The 20,915-nt window shown below is 37.3% G+C and carries 8 protein-coding genes, 2 tRNA genes and 2 rRNA genes; all 12 read left to right on the top strand.

The genetic code is table 11. The annotated features are described in order from the left end of the window. Window positions 1-103 precede the first annotated feature (103 nt). The 12 genes from M0M44_RS18790 to M0M44_RS18735 all read left to right on the top strand — a co-directional run bounded on the left by M0M44_RS18790 (window position 104) and on the right by M0M44_RS18735 (window position 20,911). A tRNA-Ile gene (locus tag M0M44_RS18790) sits at window positions 104-177 on the top strand. A 107-nt stretch (window positions 178-284) separates the two neighbouring features. Continuing rightward, window positions 285-358, top strand: a tRNA-Ala gene (locus M0M44_RS18785). 203 nt (window positions 359-561) lie between these two features. After that, window positions 562-3,443, top strand: a 23S ribosomal RNA gene (locus M0M44_RS18780). Between the two features lie 176 nt (window positions 3,444-3,619). Then, window positions 3,620-3,729, top strand: a 5S ribosomal RNA gene (gene rrf / locus M0M44_RS18775). 416 nt (window positions 3,730-4,145) lie between these two features. Then, complete coding sequence (locus M0M44_RS18770) at window positions 4,146-5,189, top strand: proline iminopeptidase-family hydrolase (RefSeq protein WP_248727065.1); 1,044 nt, start codon at window positions 4,146-4,148, stop codon at window positions 5,187-5,189. Between the two features lie 269 nt (window positions 5,190-5,458). Then, window positions 5,459-8,140: a T9SS type A sorting domain-containing protein gene (locus M0M44_RS18765; RefSeq protein WP_248727064.1), complete on the top strand. Its 2,682-nt coding sequence runs from the start codon at window positions 5,459-5,461 to the stop codon at window positions 8,138-8,140. Window positions 8,141-8,581: 441 nt separating this feature from the next. Then, on the top strand, window positions 8,582-10,537 hold the full coding sequence (locus M0M44_RS18760) for an alpha-amylase family protein (protein WP_248727063.1): 1,956 nt from the start codon (window positions 8,582-8,584) through the stop codon (window positions 10,535-10,537). A 10-nt stretch (window positions 10,538-10,547) separates the two neighbouring features. Further along, on the top strand, window positions 10,548-12,521 hold the full coding sequence (locus tag M0M44_RS18755) for a sialate O-acetylesterase (protein WP_248727062.1): 1,974 nt from the start codon (window positions 10,548-10,550) through the stop codon (window positions 12,519-12,521). A gap of 19 nt (window positions 12,522-12,540) precedes the next feature. Further along, window positions 12,541-14,745, top strand: coding sequence for an alpha-galactosidase (locus M0M44_RS18750; protein ID WP_248727061.1), 2,205 nt, complete (start codon window positions 12,541-12,543; stop codon window positions 14,743-14,745). Between the two features lie 69 nt (window positions 14,746-14,814). Beyond that, the gene (locus tag M0M44_RS18745; protein ID WP_248727060.1) at window positions 14,815-15,831 is read left to right on the top strand and encodes a GntR family transcriptional regulator; all 1,017 of its coding nucleotides are present in this window, start codon (window positions 14,815-14,817) and stop codon (window positions 15,829-15,831) included. 3 nt (window positions 15,832-15,834) lie between these two features. Then, a complete protein-coding gene (locus tag M0M44_RS18740; RefSeq protein ID WP_248727059.1) occupies window positions 15,835-17,427 on the top strand; it encodes a solute:sodium symporter family transporter in 1,593 nt (530 codons plus the stop codon). Window positions 17,428-17,884: 457 nt separating this feature from the next. After that, entirely contained in the window at window positions 17,885-20,911 is a 3,027-nt protein-coding gene (locus tag M0M44_RS18735; protein WP_248727058.1) for a SusC/RagA family TonB-linked outer membrane protein, read from the top strand. The last annotated feature ends 4 nt before the right edge of the window (window positions 20,912-20,915 follow it).

The raw sequence follows: 20,915 nt of genomic DNA, 5'->3' as shown, positions 1-20,915 counted from the left end.
AACGCACGCTGGGGAAATAAGATGCCGGACTGTGGGTTTGGAATCTGAGATTGTATTGCTCTTGCTGTTAATTTAAAAAAATGATAAAACTTAAGTAAAACAGAGTCTCGTAGCTCAGCTGGTTAGAGTACTACACTGATAATGTAGGGGTCGGCAGTTCGAGTCTGCCCGGGACTACTATTTGACTTAAAGAAGGAAATTCTGGAAGCTGGGATTCGCCAAAGGAGATTAGAGAAGAAAAGGAAATCTAAAATCTGAATTCTAAAATCTGAGATTTAAAAATTGGGGGATTAGCTCAGCTGGCTAGAGCGCCTGCCTTGCACGCAGGAGGTCAACGGTTCGACTCCGTTATTCTCCACGATTTTAGTGAGAAAGCCTAAAGCCATAAAGCCTAAAGTGATTCACTTTACGACTTTCGACTTTTGACATTCGACTAAATAAAGTTCATTGACATATTGAGATAAGAAAATAATAAGAAAGTAGAAAGCGTTTTTTATTGAGCATCCGTGCAAAATATAAAAAACAAACAAAAACGGTCCTGTTTTAATAATCAGGATTGGTGCAATAAGCAAAATAAGGGCGCATGGGGAATGCCTAGGCTCTCAGAGGCGATGAAGGGCGTGATAAGCTGCGAAAAGCTGCGGGGACAAGCACACATTGATTGATCCGCAGATACCCGAATGGGGCAACCCGCTATATTGAAGATATAGCACACCGATAGGTGGGCAAACCCGCTGAACTGAAACATCTAAGTAGGCGGAGGAGAAGAAAACAAAAGTGATTCCGTAAGTAGTGGCGAGCGAACGCGGATTAGCCCAAACCAGCTATGTTACGGCATAGCTGGGGTTGTAGGACCGCGACATTTCATGTGCAAGGAACCGGAAGCTTCTGGAAAGGAGCGCCATAGAGGGTGACAGCCCCGTATGGGCAACGAGCATAATGGATAGCGGTATCCTGAGTAGGGCGGGGCACGTGAAACCCTGTCTGAATTTGGCGGGACCATCCGCTAAGGCTAAATACTCCTGAGAGACCGATAGTGAACCAGTACCGTGAGGGAAAGGTGAAAAGAACCGTGAATAACGGAGTGAAATAGATCCTGAAACCATGCGCTTACAAGCGGTCGGAGCCCTTTCGTGGGGTGACGGCGTGCCTTTTGCATAATGAGCCTACGAGTTAACGCTGCTGGCAAGGATAAGTGGTTAAGCCATGGATCCGCAGCGAAAGCGAGTCTGAATAGGGCGCTTTAGTCAGTAGTGTTAGACGCGAAACCGTGTGATCTACCCATGGGCAGGTTGAAGCTGTGGTAACACACAGTGGAGGACCGAACCGGTTGACGTTGAAAAGTCTTCGGATGACCTGTGGGTAGGGGTGAAAGGCCAATCAAACTCGGAAATAGCTCGTACTCCCCGAAATGCATTTAGGTGCAGCGTTATTTTAGTTATATAGAGGTAGAGCTACTGATTGGATGCGGGGGCTTCACCGCCTACCAATTCCTGACAAACTCCGAATGCTATATAATGATTGATAACAGTGAGGGCTTGGGTGCTAAGGTCCAAGTCCGAGAGGGAAAGAACCCAGACCATCAGCTAAGGTCCCCAAATATATGCTAAGTTGAAAGAACGAGGTTTGTCTGCCCAGACAGCTAGGATGTTGGCTTGGAAGCAGCCATTCATTTAAAGAGTGCGTAACAGCTCACTAGTCGAGCGGACGAGCATGGATAATAATCGGGCATAAGCATATTACCGAAGCTATGGATTTTGCAGCAATGCAAAGTGGTAGGGGAGCATTCTGACAGGGCTGAAGGTGTATCGTAAGGTATGCTGGACCGGTCAGAAAAGAAAATGTAGGCATAAGTAACGATAATGCGGGCGAGAAACCCGCACACCGAAAAACTAAGGTTTCCACAGCTATGCTAATCAGCTGTGGGTTAGTCTGGACCTAAGGCGAACCCGAAAGGGACAGTCGATGGCCAACGGGTTAATATTCCCGTACTTCTTATTGCTGTGATGGGGTGACGGAGTGATGAAAGCGCCGCGAACTGACGGAATAGTTCGTTAAAGCACCTAGCTATAGGGTCTCTAGGCAAATCCGGAGATCTTGGTGAAATGCGATAGTACTCGGAGTCTTCGGACAAAGAGATAGTGCGCCTAAGGGCTTCCAAGAAAAACCTCTAAACTTCAGGCAGTAAGAACCAGTACCGTAAACCGACACAGGTAGTTGAGGAGAGAATCCTAAGGTGCTCGAGAGATTCATGGCTAAGGAATTAGGCAAAATAGACCTGTAACTTCGGGAGAAAGGTCGCCCCGAGCAATCGGGGCCGCAGTGAAGAGGTCCAGGCGACTGTTTATCAAAAACACAGGGCTCTGCAAAATCGTAAGATGAAGTATAGGGCCTGACACCTGCCCGGTGCTGGAAGGTTAAGAGGAGATGTTATCTTCGGAGAAGCATTGAATTGAAGCCCCAGTAAACGGCGGCCGTAACTATAACGGTCCTAAGGTAGCGAAATTCCTTGTCGGGTAAGTTCCGACCTGCACGAATGGTGTAACGATCTGGACACTGTCTCAGCCATGAGCTCGGTGAAATTGTAGTAACGGTGAAGATGCCGTTTACCCGCAGTGGGACGAAAAGACCCTGTGCACCTTTACTATAGCTTAGTATTGACCTTGGATAAATGATGTGTAGGATAGGTTGGAGACTGTGAAGCGGCGTCGCCAGGCGTTGTGGAGTCATTGTTGAAATACAACCCTTTGTTTATCTGAGGCCTAACTCTTCAAAGAAGAGGACAGTGCTTGGTGGGTAGTTTGACTGGGGTGGTCGCCTCCAAAAGAGTAACGGAGGCTTCTAAAGGTTCCCTCAGTACGCTTGGTAACCGTGCGTAGAGTGCAATGGCATAAGGGAGCTTGACTGAGAGACATACAGGTCGATCAGGTACGAAAGTAGAGCATAGTGATCCGGTGGTTCCGCATGGAAGGGCCATCGCTCAAAGGATAAAAGGTACGCCGGGGATAACAGGCTGATCTCCCCCAAGAGCTCATATCGACGGGGGGGTTTGGCACCTCGATGTCGGCTCGTCACATCCTGGGGCTGGAGAAGGTCCCAAGGGTTGGGCTGTTCGCCCATTAAAGTGGCACGCGAGCTGGGTTCAGAACGTCGTGAGACAGTTCGGTCTCTATCTACTGCGGGCGTTAGAAATTTGAGTGGATCTGATTCTAGTACGAGAGGACCGAATTGGACAAACCTCTAGTGTATCTGTTGTCCCGCCAGGGGCACCGCAGAGTAGCTACGTTTGGAAGGGATAAGCGCTGAAAGCATATAAGCGCGAAACCCACCACAAGATGAGATTTCTTTTAAGGATCGTGGAAGATGACCACGTTGATAGGCTACAGATGTAAAGGCAGTAATGTCATAGTCGAGTAGTACTAATAATCCGTAAGCTTATGCACACCCTTTTCCCGGGCCGCAAGGCTCGGGAGGAAACTTTCTAAAATATATTTGCTTTTCTTTATCTCAGTATGTTAAAATATTTGCCCGTCGCGGGCAGTCTTTAAGCCGAAAGATTAAAGCCATAAAGCCGAAAGGCTTTTAAACTTTAAGACTTGCGACTTTAGACTAAAAACCTTAAGGTGGTTATTGCGGCGGGGCTCACCTCTTCCCATCCCGAACAGAGAAGTTAAGCCCGCCTGCGCAGATGGTACTGCAGTTATGTGGGAGAGTATGTCGTCGCCTTTCTTTTGAAAACCCCATCCAAATCGGATGGGGTTTTCTGCTTTTGGAAAATATTGGAGCTGCGCAAGAGCCCAGCCTTTCCTCCAGGAATCCCTCCCGATGCGTCGGAAGGGATTTTCTGGTTTTTAGGAGGGGTTGGAAAAGCCGCACCATGATCGGATGGCGGCTTCCGATGGATTGGGGGGCGCGTTAGTGATGGAAGCGGCATCCTTTTGCGGGGCACTGAGAGCCTCTTTTTCCCATGGACATCCATCCGCAAAAGATACAGCGGACAGCACGGCCCGCAGGGAAACGCCATTGACATTAGCAAATTTTCTGTTATTATTTTTCTTCCTATACTAATTAGTGAATAGATGGTTAATGAAATTTAGTATATTAGAACTATAAAAGGAGATGCTATTAATTTAAACCAAACACCTATGAATACCTATACTAATATCTTGCTGTCAATTGTAAGTATGCTGTTTTTGGCGGCATGTAGTGATAAAACTAGAGAAGAAAATTTGAATTTAAGTGCTTATTTAAAAGATAGTTCTTTAGGCATAAAGACAGGAGGAGTGAAGATGATTGAAATTAGTACTCCAAAAGGGAAGTTTAAGGTCTGGACTAAACGTATAGGTAATAATCCCAAAATGAAACTATTGCTTTTAAATGGAGGACCAGGAGCAACCCACGAATATTTTGAGTGTATGGAAAGCTTTTTGCCTCAAGAGGGAATAGAATTTATTTATTACGACCAGTTAGGAACAGGAAACTCTGATAATCCAAATGATCCAGTATTTTGGGATTTGAATCGTTATGTGGAAGAAGTGGAGCAGGTGCGTATAGCTCTTGGTTTAGATAAGAGTAATTTTTATTTATTGGGTCATTCGTGGGGTGGGATTTTAGCTTCGCAGTATGCATTGAAGTATCAACAAAACCTAAAAGGACTTATTATTTCAAATATGATGATGAGTGCCATTGATTATGATAAGTATGCTGATACAGTGTTAGCGAAGCAGATGGATCCCAAAGTTTTGGCAAGAATTAGGGAAATAGAGAAGAATAAAGATTTTGAAAATCCAGAATACATGCAGTTATTAATTCCTAATTTTTATACTAAACATATCCTGCGTTTAGATGCTGATAAGTGGCCAGAACCTGTAAACAGATCATTTAGTAAAATAAATCAGTCCTTATATGTGACTATGCAGGGGCCAAGTGAATTTGGGTTGTCAGGAAAACTTGAGAAATGGGATATTAAAAAAGAACTTCCTAAACTTGTCGTGCCAACATTGTCGATAGGGGCAGAATATGATACCATGGATCCTAATCATATGAAATGGATTGCTTCTCAGGTGAAAAATGGCACCTATTTGTATTGTCCTAACGGAAGTCATATGAGTATGTATGATGATCAAGATATTTACATGAAAGGTTTGATTAAGTTTATTAAAGATACAGATGATAAGTCCATAAAATAATACACGACTACAGAATTGAAAGCTCTCCTATTTGGGAGCTTTTTCTTTTTATGTTTTTTGCTTTTAGGTATAGTTTTAATTACTTTTTTTCTGAAGCTCCTTTCTTTTTTAATTTTTACGAAGCGGTATTTCCTGATTTGAAAGCTCTAATTTGCTCTATATAAAATAATTAAATCCACAGGTTTGTAATATTATTAATATTTTTATTATTATTGTAGTATAGTGCAGTATAGAACTGTACTGAATCTTACTAACTAATAATAATAACTATGCAAGAAAAAATTACAAAAGAAAAAGTATCAGTTAAACGCTTGCTGACTTTAATGCTGTTTTTACTAACGATTTGCAGCTGGGGTCAGAGTTATGAATTTGAAAACGGCAGTCGTACAGGAAATGCCGACATCCAAAATTGCGATTCCTGCTCGGGAAAAATAGTAGGTAATTTAGGAGGAACTGGCACTGTCTCAGTAAATGTTACTGTCGCAGCAACAGGCTGGTACAATTTACAATTGTTTTATTGTACAGGAGATCCTCGTACAATTCGGTTAACTGCAGGTTCAGCCACAGCTATTGCAATTCCTTGTGAGCCGAGTGGAGGATGGAGTACAGCAGCTTCCAAAAATTTAAGTGTTTATTTGAATAGCGGTACAATCACTTTGCTTTGGGATAATACCAATTCATGGGCTCCCAATCTTGATAAATTTATTTTGACACCTTTGGCGGCAGGAACTAACCAAACCATCGCTTTCGGTAACAACAATAGTATTGTTTATAATTTAACGAATAAAACATATAGTATAAAGTTTAATGGCGCAACTGTAATTAGTAATGCGTCTGCTTATGCAAACAGTGATCAGCAATATGTAAGTAATAATTTTGCATCGGCTGTTTATAGTTCAGAATCATTTACAGATAACGTAGGAACTGGAATTAAACACATTTTTACCTTAAGTGGAAATTATACTTTAGGTATGCAGCAAATTTTTTACACTTATACAAATAAAAATTATTTGGCTGTACAAGTGATCCTGACAGGAAATGGATCAAATTGTTATAAAATGTCTCCTTTAACGAGTAATCAGGTAACACCAAATTTTGGAACGGGAGATACTAGAGCAGTATTTGTTCCGTATGATAATGATGCTTGGATTCGATATAATGCTTATACGTTAAATTCAGCTGATTTTACAGCATCAGAAGTAACTAATATTTATAATAATACCAATCGTAAAGGTTTAGTAATTGGTTCTTTAGAACATACAAAATGGAAAACGGGTGTTACAGTAAGTGGAGGTGGTTCTTCATCAGCTTATGTTTCGGTTGTTGCGGGTTGGACAAAACAAGATGTGACAAGAGACGCGAGAGGCCATGGTTGGGTAAACGTGGGCCAAACAAGCTGTCCTTCTCCAAAAATAATGATTAATGCTACAAACGATTGGAGAATAGGATTCGAAGAATTTGCACAAGCGAATGCCGCAATGCAACCTAAATATATTTTTGACTGGACAGCGCCAAAACCAATTGGATGGAACAGCTGGGGAGCTATGCAGACCAATATTAACTTAACGAAAGCAAAAGCAGTTGTAGATTTTTTTCATGATGATTGCCCTGCATTCAAAACAGAAGATAATACTTTGTTTATTGATCTTGACTCGTATTGGGATAATATGAGCGATGCTGAATTGGCACAATTTGTTACTTATGCTAAAAATAAAGGTTTTAAGGCTGGAATCTATTGGGCTCCTTTTGTAGATTGGGGAAAATACAATCGTCAGGTTGAAGGCAGTTCGTATAATTATAATCAATGTTGGACTATGGTTAACGGAAATCCTTTAGAATTGGATGGAGCTTATGCAATGGATCCAACAAGTCCAGGTACTAAGGCAAGAATTCATTATTTTATAAATCGTTTCAAAACTGCAGGATTCGAAATGATAAAAATTGACTTTTTAACACATGCGAGTATTGAAGCTGACGGTTTTGCAAATAATCAGCTCCATACAGGTATGGAAGCGTATCAGGAAGGAATGAAATACTTGATTGATGAAATTGGTGGAACAATGTTGGTTCAAGCGGCAATATCTCCTAATTTGGCAACTGGTCCTTTTGCACATGTAAGGCGCATAGCTTGCGATGCTTACACAAACATAAATGAAACAGATTATACTTTAAATAGTACAACTTATGGTTGGTGGCAAAATCAAATCTACGATTACATAGATGCAGATCACGTTGTTTTTGGGAGTGCTTCAATCGGACAAAATCGTGCGAGATTATTAAGCAGCGTAGTCACAGGAACGGTAATTGCGGGCGATGATTTTTCTGTTGCAGGTCAATGGAAAACAACTGCACAGAATCTTTTGCAAAATAACGATGTGATGGATGTTGCTCGTAAAGAAATGCATTTCCTTCCTGCTGATGGAAATACAGGTTATAATGCGGCCAATATTTTTTCAGCAACACACAACGATGTTACGTATGTAGCTGTTTTTAATTACGGAAATACTGCAACAACAAATAATGTCAGTTTAAGTCGTCTTGGGCTTGGATCTGGAAATTATACAGTTAAAGAACTTTATTCGGGAACAACAAGTACTGCTCAAAGTACATTAAGTGTTCAATTGCCTCAGGCAGATGCCGCTATTTATGCTATTTACAGCTCGGGCACATTAAGTGCTCCAAGTTATAATTGGCCTACAGCTTCTACTAATTATGTTTTTCCTAATCCAGCATCTAGCAGTTTTAGAATTAAATTTGATCAGGCAATTAGTGGTCCAGCCGCAATTTCAGTATATGATATAACTGGAAAAGAAGTTTGGAAAACCTCTATGGCTACTGAAGGCACGATTAGCTCAGAAATACCAGTAAGCGGACTTTCAAAAGGTGTTTATATGGTAAAAGTAAAAGCAACGGGACAATCTGTTCAAAATTTTAAGTTTGTTAAGAATTAAATAGATCTATAGAAACTTTCAAAAATCCCGATTTTCACTTTAGTGAGAATCGGGATTTTTTTTTGATTACTTTAGAATATCAAAATAATAATTTTTGAATTATATTTTTTTTGAGTGTCATATTTTTATTTAGTTTTTTAAGATTATCCTATAAATATTGTCAAAATGACTATTTTGAGTGGAAAAAATAAGGCTCTTTTTATTTTGTGTAATTTACTGATATATAGGTTTTTGTGTTTATATAAGCGAAAAAAGTAACCACTAATTTTTACAATGTTCTTGCGGGGTTAATTTTAATTCGTATCATTGTAGTATAGAATAGTATAATAACCAAAAATAGATTTAATGAAACCACACTATTTTTTAGTAAAAAAACTGTTTTTGCCTGTTATAATGATACTTTTTTTTAGTCATTCAATACAGGGACAAAAAACGATCAAAATGACTTTTGGCAAAAATGGAAACATAACTTATGATTCTAAACAAAAAACAATTGCAGTAAGCCAATCTGGTAAAACTATATTTAGCGGAGCAAAAGCTTCTATTATTGTTAACGGAAAAACAATAACGGCAGATTCGTATCCTGATGCTGTTTTCGCAAAACAAACTATAAAAGATGATTTAGGAAACGGTTTAAAATACACGTTGACTTATAAAGAGAAAAATAGTCCAACATTAATTCAGAGTTTTTATACTTATAGTAACAAGTCTTACTTTATAACTCAAATAGAAATTCTTGGAAATGGACAACAAATTGCAACCAATTATATTTCGCCTTTAGATTTAGGTAAAATAGCTTTTGATAAAATTGAAAATCTGCAAACTGTTTTTGTTCCTTATGATAATGATGCCTTTATAAGTTACAATTCAAAAAAACTAGATACCATTTCTCATAATACGAGTGCAGAAGTTGGAATCACATTCAATAACGATTCCCGCAACGGTTTTATAGTAGGTTCGCTTGAACATACAATTTGGAAAAGCGCAGTAAAAACCAGCAATAAAAATAAAGAAGCTTCATTTTCTGCTTGGGCAGGCTATTCTGAAAGAGAAACCACTCGAGATAGTATTGCACACGGAATCGTAAAAGGAGAGAAAGTATCTTCTCCAAAATTCTTCGTGGGTTATTATTCAGATTGGCGTAATGGTATGGAAGAATATGCAAAAGCTAATCGTATTGTAGAAAAACCTTTTGTTTTTAAATGGGATAAGCCAACACCAGTGGGCTGGAATAGCTGGGGCGTTTTGATGGAAAAAATCAATTATGATAATACCACTAAAGTTGCTGATTTCTTTGCAAATTCAGTTCCGCAATTTCGTGTAGGCAATACCGCTTATATCGATTTGGACTCTTTTTGGGATAATATGGTAAAAGGTGGTTTTACTGGAGATTTTAGTAAACTAAAAGAATTTGCAGATTATTGCAAAAATAAAGGTTTAGAGCCTGGAGCATATTGGGCGCCGTTTACAGATTGGGGATGGAAAGATGGTCCGAACCGTAAAGCAGAAGGAAGTGATTATACATTTGGTCAAATGTGGACTAAAACTGGAAATACTTATTTTGATTTTGATGGCGCACGAGCGATCGATCCTACACATCCTGGAACACTTAAACGTGTTGATTATGTAATTAATAAACTGAAAGACTGTGGTTTTAAAATGATTAAAATCGACTTTTTAGGTCACGCTGCTGCAGAATCTACTTCGTTTTACGACAAAAATGTAACAGCAGGAATGCAGGCTTACAAAGTAGGGATGGAACATTTGGTAAAAGCACTAGACGGACAAATGCTAATTTATGCAGCTATTTCTCCTAATATGGCCACAGGACGTTATGCACATGTTCGTCGTATTGCTTGTGATGCTTGGAAAACGATAGAACAAACGCAATACACACTAAATAGTGTCAATTATGGCTGGTGGCAAACGTATGTTTATGATTATATAGATGCAGACCATGTGGTTTTTGCAGATGTAACAGAGGGAGAGAATCGTGCAAGATTAATATCTTCTGTCATCACAGGAACATTAATCACTGGAGACGATTACAGTAAAGACGGAATCTGGAGCAAACGCGCAAAAGAATGGCTTCAGAATAAAGAATTGCTTAAAATAGTTGAAAATGGGGTAGCTTTCCGTCCAGTAGAAGGAAATACAGGAAAACAGACAACTGAAGTTTTCGAACAAAAAATAGGCAATGAATGGTACATCAGTATTTTAAATTACGGAAATGCTTCTAAAAATTATGCGCTTCCTCTAGAAAGATTAGGCGTAAAAAATGGCAGCTATAAATTGCGTGATCTTTTTACTGAAGAAGAGATTGAAGTAAAAAACAACACTATAAATTTAAGCCTTGGTGCCAAAGATGCACGTTTGTTTAAAATAGTAAATCGTTAATTAAAAGGTTATGAAAGGACATTTATTTAAGAAAACGATTCTGGGATTCGTGTTATTGATTGTTTCGTCGCAAGTAGCAAATGCAACAGTAACGCTACCTTCTTTCTTTACCGATAATATGGTGCTGCAACAAAAAAGTGCGGTTCAGTTTTGGGGAGAAAGCGATGCAAAATCGATTACTATTGCCACTTCATGGGATAAAAAAACATATAAAACGAATGTTGAAAATGGCAAATGGAATGTAGTTTTTAAAACTCCTGTTTATGGCGGACCTTACAAGATTACTATAAATGACGGAACCATTAAAACTTTGAGTAATATTTTAATTGGTGAAGTTTGGTTGTGTTCTGGACAAAGCAATATGGAGATGCCGCTGGAAGGCTGGGGAAAAATCAATAATTATAAAGAAGAAATAGCAAATGCTAATTATCCTCAAATCCGATTATTGCAGGCAGAACATGTAGAAAGTACTCTGCCATTGCATACATTAAAAGTCCAACACGACGGATGGAATGTCTGCAGTCCTCAAACCATAGCCGATTTTAGCGCAACAGCGTATTTTTTTGCCAGAAAGATTTTTAGAGAAAAAAATATTCCCATTGGGTTAATTCATTCTTCTTGGGGAGGAACACTTATAGAAGCTTGGACAAGTTCGGGAGCATTGTGTGCAATTCATGATTTTGATACCGAAATTCAAGCCATGAAATCGGAAACGGATGCAGCGGCATTATTGCAGCAATATAATGCAGACCTTGCAGATTGGGAAATGAAACTGAGAGGTTCAGATAAAGGATTTGAAACAGGAAAAGTGATTTGGGCAATACCCAATTTTGATGATAGTTCTTGGAAAACAATGACATTACCATCTTTTTTTGACAGCAACGGATTAGGCAATTTTGATGGAATAGTTTGGTTTCGAAAAAAAGTAAATATCTCGACAATCAATGCAGACTTTACTTTAAGTTATTATGCAGATGATGACGATATGATCTGGGTAAACGGAAATTATGTTGGTGAAACTAAAGGATATAATGTAGAACGTCATTATACAATTCCAGCCAAGTTTCTGAAAAAAGGAGAAAATACAATAACAATAAGAGTTTTTGACGGAGCAGGAAATGGAGGGATTTACGGAGATGAGAATTTCTTTCTAAAATCAGGAAAAGAAACCATTTCGCTAGCCGGAAATTGGAAATATACTATTGGTGCAGATAGCAAAGATTTACCAGCAAAACCCTATCTAGCTCAAGGACAAAATAGACCGAGCGCCATATATAACGCTATGATTTCGCCTTTAGTTAACTATAAAATAAAAGGAGTAATCTGGTATCAAGGAGAAAGCAATGCGGAAAGAGCGTTTCAATATCAGAAATTATTTCCTCTAATGATCAACGATTGGAGAACTCAATTTAAAGATAAAAATCTGCCATTTTTATTTGTTCAATTAGCCAATTATAAACAGCAAAAAGAACAGCCAGGAGATTCAGATTGGGCAGAGTTAAGAGAAGCGCAATTCAAAACGCTAAAATCAGTTTCGAATACTGGAATGGCGGTGACAACTGATATTGGAAACGGAGAAGACATTCACCCGAAAAACAAGCAGGATGTCGGAGTTCGTCTCGCTAATATTGCCTTAGCAAAAGTATATAACACTAAAACTGAATATTCGGGACCACTTTATAAATCTTATTCTATTAAAGCAAATGTGGTGACCATAGATTTTGATTTTAATGAAAATATAAAAGCCAGAGATGATATGCTGAAAGGATTTTCGATTGCAGGATCAGATCAGAAATTTCATTGGGCAGATGCTAAAATAGTCAATGGAAAGGTTGAAGTATATGCACAAGAAGTTTCTAATCCTGTTTCAGTTCGATACAATTGGGCCGATAATCCTAATGGGAATTTAACCAATGCTTCGGGATTACCTGCATCATCATTTAGAACAGACAATTGGAAAGGAATTACAGAAGGAAAAAAATAAAGAAATAACACATAATAAAATGAAAAAACAAAGTATCAATCTAAGGCAGTCTTTTGCGATAGCATTTTTTATTCTCACGAGTTATTGCAGTTCAGTAACAGCGCAGCAGATTATCGCTGTGAAGACAAAATCTAATGCATTAGTTTTGCAGGTAACACCAGGAAAGGAAGTCAATACTATTTATTTGGGAGAAAAATTGGCAAACGACTCCGATTATTCAAAAATACAAAGCCAGTTTCGTCAGGGAACAGACTATTCAGGGATTTACAATGCCGCTTACACAGCTTCAGGATCAAAAAACTTATTGGAACCTGCAATTACAGTTACTCATGCTGACGGAAATACTTCTTTAGATTTATTGTATGTAAATCATAAAACGAATACGATAAGCACAGGAGTTTCACAGACAGAAATTACGCTTAAAGATCCTGTATATCCAGTTGAAGTTCATTTGTTTATTCAAGCATATTACGATACAGATATTATTGAGCAATGGACAACTATTCAGCATAACGAAAAAGGAAGCATCACTTTAAACAAATACGCTTCTGCTAATTTGTATCTGAAAGGATACAACAGCTTTTGGCTAAACCAATATCATGGAGAATGGGCAAAAGAAATGCAGCCAGAAGAATCAAAATTAACTCACGGAATCAGAGTTTTAGATACTAAATTAGGCTCTCGTGCCAATTTATTCCAGCCATCTGTATTTATGGTTTCTCTAGATAAACCAGCAACTGAAGACGAAGGAAAAGTTTTGTTTGCAGGTTTAGAATGGTCAGGAAACTTTAGAACCGATTTAGAATTAGATCCGCTGAATAACCTTCGTGTTATTTCTGGAATTAACAATGCGGCAGCGGCTTATAAATTGGCTAAAAGCGAGATTTTTACAACGCCTAAATTTTGGTACACTTTATCATCAAAAGGAAAAGGAACTGCAAGCCGTAATCTGCATGACTGGTCAAGAAATTATAAAATCTTAGACGGAAAAGAAAATCGTCTGACTTTACTAAACAACTGGGAAGCAACATATTTTAATTTTGACGAAGATAAGCTTAAAGTCTTAATTGCTGATAGTAAAAAGCTGGGTGTTGATATGTTCTTGTTAGATGATGGATGGTTTGGAAACACCTATCCGCGTAATAATGATGACGCAGCTTTGGGAGATTGGGATGTGAACAAAAAGAAACTGCCAAACGGAATTGGAACTTTGGTAAAAACTGCCAAAGACAATCAAGTGAAATTCGGAATCTGGATTGAGCCTGAAATGGTAAGTCCTGCGAGTGATTTGTATAAAAAACATCCAGAATGGGTAATCAAACAGCCAGGAAGAGCAGAACATTATTTCCGTAATCAATTGGTTTTAGATTTAGCAAATCCAAAAGTGCAGGATTTTGTTTATGGAGTTGTAGACAATCTTTTTACTGAAAATCCAGAATTAGCTTATATTAAATGGGATTGCAATGCTGTGATTTACAATGCCTATTCTAGTTATTTAAAAGACAAACAGAATAATTTCTATACCGATTATGTAAACGGATTATATAAAGTATTGGAACGTATTCGCGTAAAATATCCAAAAGTGCCAATGATGCTTTGTTCTGGCGGAGGAGGAAGAGTGGATTATGCTGCCCTGAAGTATTTTACTGAATTCTGGCCAAGTGACAACACAGATCCTTTAGAGCGTGTTTATATGCAATGGGAATACTCGTATTTTTATCCAGCACTTACTATTGCGGCACACGTTACAGACTGGGGAAAACAGCCTATCAAATACCGTACAGATGTGGCTATGATGGGACGATTAGGTTTTGATATTGTAGTGAAAGATTTAAATGATAAAGATTTAGCTTTTACACAGCAGGCTATCAAAAATTATAATGCATTAAGCAATACAATTTGGCAGGGAGACCAATATCGTTTACAGAATCCGTGGGGTAATGATGCGGCTTCGGTAATGTTTGTCAATAAAAACGGAAATGAAGCAGTGGTATTTAATTATTCTGTTAATTCTAGATACGAAGCAGGAACACATCTTCCAATTAAATTAAAAGGATTGGATGCAGGACAAAACTATAAAGTGGAAGAAATCAACGTGTATCCATATAAAAAACCAGTTGTGGAAACGGCCGTTTATTCGGGCGATTTCTTAATGCAGGTTGGAATTAATCCAAATGTTACTCCATCAAATAGCAGTGTTGTTTTAAAAATTACTAAGGCCTAAATAAATTATAAACATTAGTATATATTTGTAATACTATATTTTCTAAATAAATACCTATTAAAACGTTTTATGAAGCAAATTATTCAACAGATCAAAAGTCTTGAATCTATAAATTCCTTATCTAAACATGAGCAATTGGTTCAGGGAATAATTAATGCGATTGATGAAAAGGTAGTCGTAAAAGGCGATTTACTGCCATCTGTAAACACTTTTATAAGCGAACTGGGTTTTGCAAGAGAAACTATTGCAAAGGCATACAAAGAGCTTGTACATCGAGGAATTATCGAATCGAAAAACCGATTGGGTTATTTTGTGGCGACCAATGATGTAAAACAAGAGCTAAAAGTTGCATTGCTGATATTTGCTTTTGATATTTTTCAGGAAATGTTTTACGAGAATTTTAGAAAAGGACTTGGTAAAAATGTGCAATTGGATATTTTTTTCCATCACAACAATTTTGATACTTTCGAAAATATTGTTCAAAGTATAAAAGGAAAATACGGAATGTTCGTTATCGCTCCGATTCCGAATAAAAAAACACCTGCTGTCTTAAAACAATTGCCAACAAACAGAGTATTACTGGTGGATCGTTTTATAGAAACAGATGAAGATTATAATTATGTTGCACAAGAGTTTGGAGATTCGTCTTACAATGCTTTTGTGCAGCTTAAAGATAAAATTAAAAAGTATGATGAGCTTGTTTTCTTCTTTAAGCCATCGTCTGCAGAGCCTAATGAAATCTTGAATTCGTTTAAAAGATTCATGAAGGATTACGACATCAAAGGTGTAATCAAAGAAGAATATACATCTGGTTCTCTAGAAAAAGGAAAAGTGTATTTTACAATTCACAATTTGGAGCTTTGGGAAATGCTGAAAGACTCTAAAATCAAAGGGCTTAAGATTGGTAAAGACATTGGTTTTATTTCGCACAATGATGATATTGTAAAAGAGATCATTTTTGATGGAGTAACCACATTTTCTACAGATTTCTCTGAAATGGGAAGAAAAGCAGCCAATTTTGTGCTGAACCGAAAAAAAACGCAGGAGATTATTCCAACAGTTCTTATAGATAGAAATTCGTTGTAATTTATGAATGTGTTATCCATTGTTAGTTTTTTACTGATTACGGGTTTAGTTGCCGTTATTTCAGCCATAAAAACTCGAAAGAAAAAGGTACAGACAACCGATGGACTTTTTTTTGCCGACCGTAACAATAATTTTTTCATTGTTGGAGGAGCCTTATTGCTAAGTAATATTAGCGCCAATCAGTTTATAGGAGAGAACGAATCCATTTACATTAATAACATGAGCGTGATAGCATGGGGCGTAAGTTCTGTGCTAGCCATGCTTTTGGTAGCTGAGTTTTTCCTTCCAATTTATTTCCGTACTGGAGCCATGACTATTCCAGATTATCTCGGAAAGCGGTACGATCATTCTACTAAAAGATTGGTTTCGATTATCTTTTTGTGCAGTTACGTTGTCAATTTGCTTCCAGCCGTTTTATATGGCGGTGCGGTTGCCCTTACTGGGATGTTTAATTTTCTAGAACCTTTACAATTAACCTATTGGCAAAACATTTGGTTTATGGTTTGGGTGATCGGACTTACAGGTTGCGCTTATTCTGTTTTAGGCGGACTTCGTGCGATATCAATTAGCGATACCGTTTTAAGCGTCGGATTGTTGACTATTGGAATTGCTTTTCCCTATTTCGGCTTCAAATTTTTAGGGAATGGTGACTGGTTCAAAGGTCTTCATATTTTACTTTCACAACACAAAGAACATTTAAACGCTATTGGAGGACCACATGATGAGATTCCTTTGAGCACCATTTTTACAGGAATGTTTATTATGAATCTGTATTATTGGGGAATGGAACAGTTTATTGTACAGCAAGCACTTTCGGCTAAAAGTTTGTCACACAGCCAAAAAGGTATGGGGCTAGCTTGTTTAGGAAAATTACTTTGTCCTTTTATTATTAATATTCCTGGATTAGTTGGAGTTCATCTCTACGATAAACTTGAAAATACAGCAGAAGTTTTTCCGCTTGTTGTAAGAGACACATTGCCAGGAGTTATGATCGGATTAACATCGGCAGTTGTTCTTGGAGCAGCGATTAGTACCTTTAACGCAGGGCTTAATAGCAGCAGCACATTGTTTGTTTTAAATCTGTACAAACCATGGTTAGAGAAAAGAAATAAAGAAGTAACTGAAAAACACTTGGTGTATACGGGAAGAAAGTTTGAGATTATTGTCTCGGCCTTAGCGATGTTTTCGGCTCCATTTATAATATTTAGTAAAGCAGGTTTTTATACCTATTTACAGCAATTAGGAGGTATGTTTTGCGTGCCAATTTTCACTATTATTTTAGTTGGTTTTGTATTTAAAAAAGTGCCGCCTCAAGCAGCAAAAATCGGAATGATATTTTTTATTCTGAGTTATATCATTTGTAACTACGTTCTGGATATTCAATTGCATTATCTGCATATGTTGGCCATGCTTTTTGTTCTTACCTCTGTATGCATGTTGCTAGTCTCTAAATTTTATCCTACATATAGTTATGCTGAAATTAAACTAGAGTCTGTTGAATTGACTCCTTGGAAAAATCGATATTGGTATTTTGCCCTTTTATTAATTGGTATGGTGAGTATCTTTATATTGTTTTCAAAATGGGGCGTGGCTTAGTTTTAGATTCATAAAAATCTAAGAATCAAATATGTTAAGTATTTATAGTTTTTGATGAAGATGCACTCTTGTGCATCTTTTTTGTTTCAATAAATCAATAGAATCTAGCTTTTTTTTGAGAAATTATAATTGAGCTACATATTGTCAAATTCATACGATTTTCCTTGTTTTAAGCAAAATCCCTTTTCTATTTTGTCTGATATTTCTTTAAAACAAAGAATTGTTTATTTTCTTTTTCGTTTTTATTAGTATGTATTTGTAATAAAGACGAAATAAATCACAGAAAAAAATAGCAAATTCTTAAACATAAATTTGGATGTAATAAAAATATTTGTATGTTTGTAATGTTGTAGTATAGTATAGTATAAGTCAATTCGTTTTCTCATACTTTAGATGCTCGATAAACAAATAAAAAAAACTAACTCTCTAATTTATTAACTAAAAAAACCAAATTATTATGAGAATTGCAATAAGATACTTATGCTTCTTAGTAGTTATGCTTTCTGCCGGTACACTTTATTCCCAAACCATTACCGGTAAAGTTACAGATAATGAAAACTTGCCTTTGCCTGGAGCAACCATTTTGGTAAAAGGAACTAAGATTTCTACAGCGACAGACATTGATGGTAGTTACAAATTAACAAACGTAAAATCTGGCTCCACACTAGAATTTAGTTTTATAGGATTTGATTCAAAAACTGCGGTTGCAAACAAATCTGAGATTAATATTTCTTTGACTCCAAGTACTCAGGAACTGAATGAAGTTGTAATAGTGGGAGCCACAATTAAAAAGGGTGATCTAACGGGAGCAGTCAGCAGTGTTTCTGGGGATAAGCTTAGAGAAGTTCCAACCCCAAATGTTGTGCAGGCGTTGCAAGGACGTGCCTCAGGTGTATATGTGCAGCAAAGTGCTGTGCCAGGTCAGACAGGTACAATAAGAATTAGAGGGAATAATTCTCTAAACTTTGGCGGTAATCCAATATTTGTAATTGATGGTTTGGTTACCGACAGTAACTTTGAAAACATTAATCCAGATGATATTGCGAGTATGGAAGTTCTTAAAGATGCTTCTGCTACTGCATTATATGGTTCAAGAGCGGCCAATGGAGTAATCGTAATTACGACAAAAAAAGGTTCAAGATCAGGCGAAGCAAAAATACAGTATGATACATGGACAGGTGTATCTGAATTTGCAAGAACTATTCCGCTGATGAATGGTCAGCAGTTATTTGATCTAAGAGTTGATGCTTATGCAAATCGTTATATGGATGAAAATCCTGGAGCTGATCGTGCAGCTTATATTAATCAGATTAAGTCAGATGGTTCGACTGTGTTTGCGCCTTATGAATTGGAATCTTACAGAACTGGTAAAAGTTACAATTGGTTAGATCAGGTAATGCGTTCAGGTTTTCAAACCAATCACAACTTAAGTTTTAGTGGTGGTGGAGAAAAAGGAACTTATTTTGTGAGTTTTAATTATGTTGATCAGAAAGGACTTCTTAAAAACTCTGATTTTAAAAGATATAATGGGAAAATTAACCTTACGCAGGATTTAAAATCATGGTTGCAGTTTGGTACTAATACTACTTTTTCGAGAAGCGAAAGCAATTATCAGGAAGGAAGCGCTTTTGGTGTGGCTTTGGGAGCAAATCCTTTATTGCCTATAGACCCTAAAGCAACTTATCTTAGATATGGTGAAGTATATGACCAAAATCTTTACAATCCGATAATAAGTCTTGATATTATAAACTCTAGCGCACGTAATAGACTTACAAGCAGTAATTTTTTAAGCGCAAAACCGGTAAAGGGACTTGACATAAGAACTAATTTATCAGTAGATATCGCAGACCAGGCAAATTTTGATTATGTGCCAAGTTATACAGGACAGTCACTTAGAAACTCTATGGATGGAGAAGCGCATCATTATAGATATTCACAGTTGAATTATCAATGGGATAATACTGTAAGCTACAGTAAAGTTTTTGCAGAAAAGCATGATGTAAGTGTAATGGGAGGATTTTCTGTAATGAGTAATTCAGGTAATAGCACTGAGGTTAGAGCTCGCGGATTTGTTAGTGATGATTTGACCTATATGGCATTATCTGGTGCATATCAAAAAGATAATACACAGTTAAGCTCAAATTTTACAGATTATTCAAACCAATCATATTTCGCTAGATTGAACTATACCTTCGATGGTAAATATAATATTACAGGTACAATAAGAAGAGATGGTTCTTCTAAATTTGGCCCTAATAACAAATGGGGAACTTTTCCTTCAATAGCAGGAAGTTGGGACATTGCTAAAGAAAATTTCCTTTCAGGATTTGAAAAATTAAATCAGCTTAAGTTTCGTGTAGGCTATGGTATGGTGGGTAATCAGAATGTGGATCCTTACAGGTATTTTGCATTATATAATGCACAAGTGAGCAATAACTCTGGGACTTATGTGTCTGATAATTATATTGATAATTTTGATTTAAGATGGGAAAAACAAAAGCAATTTAATATTGGATTAGATGCTGGTTTCTTTCAAAACAGATTGACTGCAAGCGCGAATTATTTTCATATAAATAATGACGATCTTTTAATGTTGCGTAATATGCCGGTTTCATCAGGGTATAAATATAAGCTGGATAATATTGGTTCTACAACTAACGAAGGTATCGAATTGGAACTTAGCGGTGATATCATTAAAAACAAAGATTTTAAATGGAATGTTTCTGCCAACATATCATCAGCAAAAAATAAGGTTACAAAACTTTATGGAGATGCAACAGAGATATACAAATTGGGCGGTTATAGTAACAATGAGATCCAACGAACTGGGAACTTTTTCTTAGGCAAATCGGTAAACACAGTTTATGTGTTTCAATATGACGGTATCGCACAGCAAGGAGAAGACCTTAGCGGAGTAAATTATGGAAGCCGAACTGTTCAGCCTGGGGATATTAAAATTAAAGACCGTAATGGTGACGGCGTGATCAATGATAGTGACAGATATGTGGTTGGCGATTTGAACCCTGATTATTATGGTGGTTTCTCTACAGATCTTAATTATAAAGGTTTTGGATTAAATGCAGTATTTGCGTATTCAATAGGAGGTAAGAGACCAAGTTCGACCTACGAAAGCTACATGAACTCAGGAGGGATGAGTGCTGCACATACAGACCTTTTGGATCGTTGGACTCCAACAAATACAGACACAGATGTACCAAGAGCTTATTATGGTGGAGGAAGATATACTTTGGGCGAGACAGATAAGGCGATACAAGATGCTTCATTCTTAAGGTTAAATGCGCTTACATTATCTTATACATTACAAAGCAAAGTTGCAGAAAGTGTTTTTCTTAAAAATGCAAGGTTTTATCTAACGGGATCCAATCTGTTTATTATAACTAAATATAAAGGATATGATCCTGAGGGAGGAGATTCTTATCCGATTTCTAGAGCGATAGTTATGGGATTAAATGTAACTCTCTAATCAA

It is taken from the genome of Flavobacterium humidisoli (genome assembly GCF_023272795.1).
Taxonomy (GTDB): Bacteria; Bacteroidota; Bacteroidia; order Flavobacteriales; family Flavobacteriaceae; genus Flavobacterium; species Flavobacterium humidisoli.
Note: the sequence above shows the minus strand (reverse complement) of the source record. Positions and strands in the feature narration are given on the sequence as shown.

Coding starts and splice junctions, on each gene's coding strand:
- M0M44_RS18760 (WP_248727063.1), top strand. CDS start 8,582: ATGACTTTTGGCAAAAATGGAAACATAACTTATGATTCTAAACAAAAA.
- M0M44_RS18750 (WP_248727061.1), top strand. CDS start 12,541: ATGAAAAAACAAAGTATCAATCTAAGGCAGTCTTTTGCGATAGCATTT.
- M0M44_RS18765 (WP_248727064.1), top strand. CDS start 5,459: ATGCAAGAAAAAATTACAAAAGAAAAAGTATCAGTTAAACGCTTGCTG.
- M0M44_RS18740 (WP_248727059.1), top strand. CDS start 15,835: ATGAATGTGTTATCCATTGTTAGTTTTTTACTGATTACGGGTTTAGTT.
- M0M44_RS18770 (WP_248727065.1), top strand. CDS start 4,146: ATGAATACCTATACTAATATCTTGCTGTCAATTGTAAGTATGCTGTTT.
- M0M44_RS18755 (WP_248727062.1), top strand. CDS start 10,548: ATGAAAGGACATTTATTTAAGAAAACGATTCTGGGATTCGTGTTATTG.
- M0M44_RS18735 (WP_248727058.1), top strand. CDS start 17,885: ATGAGAATTGCAATAAGATACTTATGCTTCTTAGTAGTTATGCTTTCT.
- M0M44_RS18745 (WP_248727060.1), top strand. CDS start 14,815: ATGAAGCAAATTATTCAACAGATCAAAAGTCTTGAATCTATAAATTCC.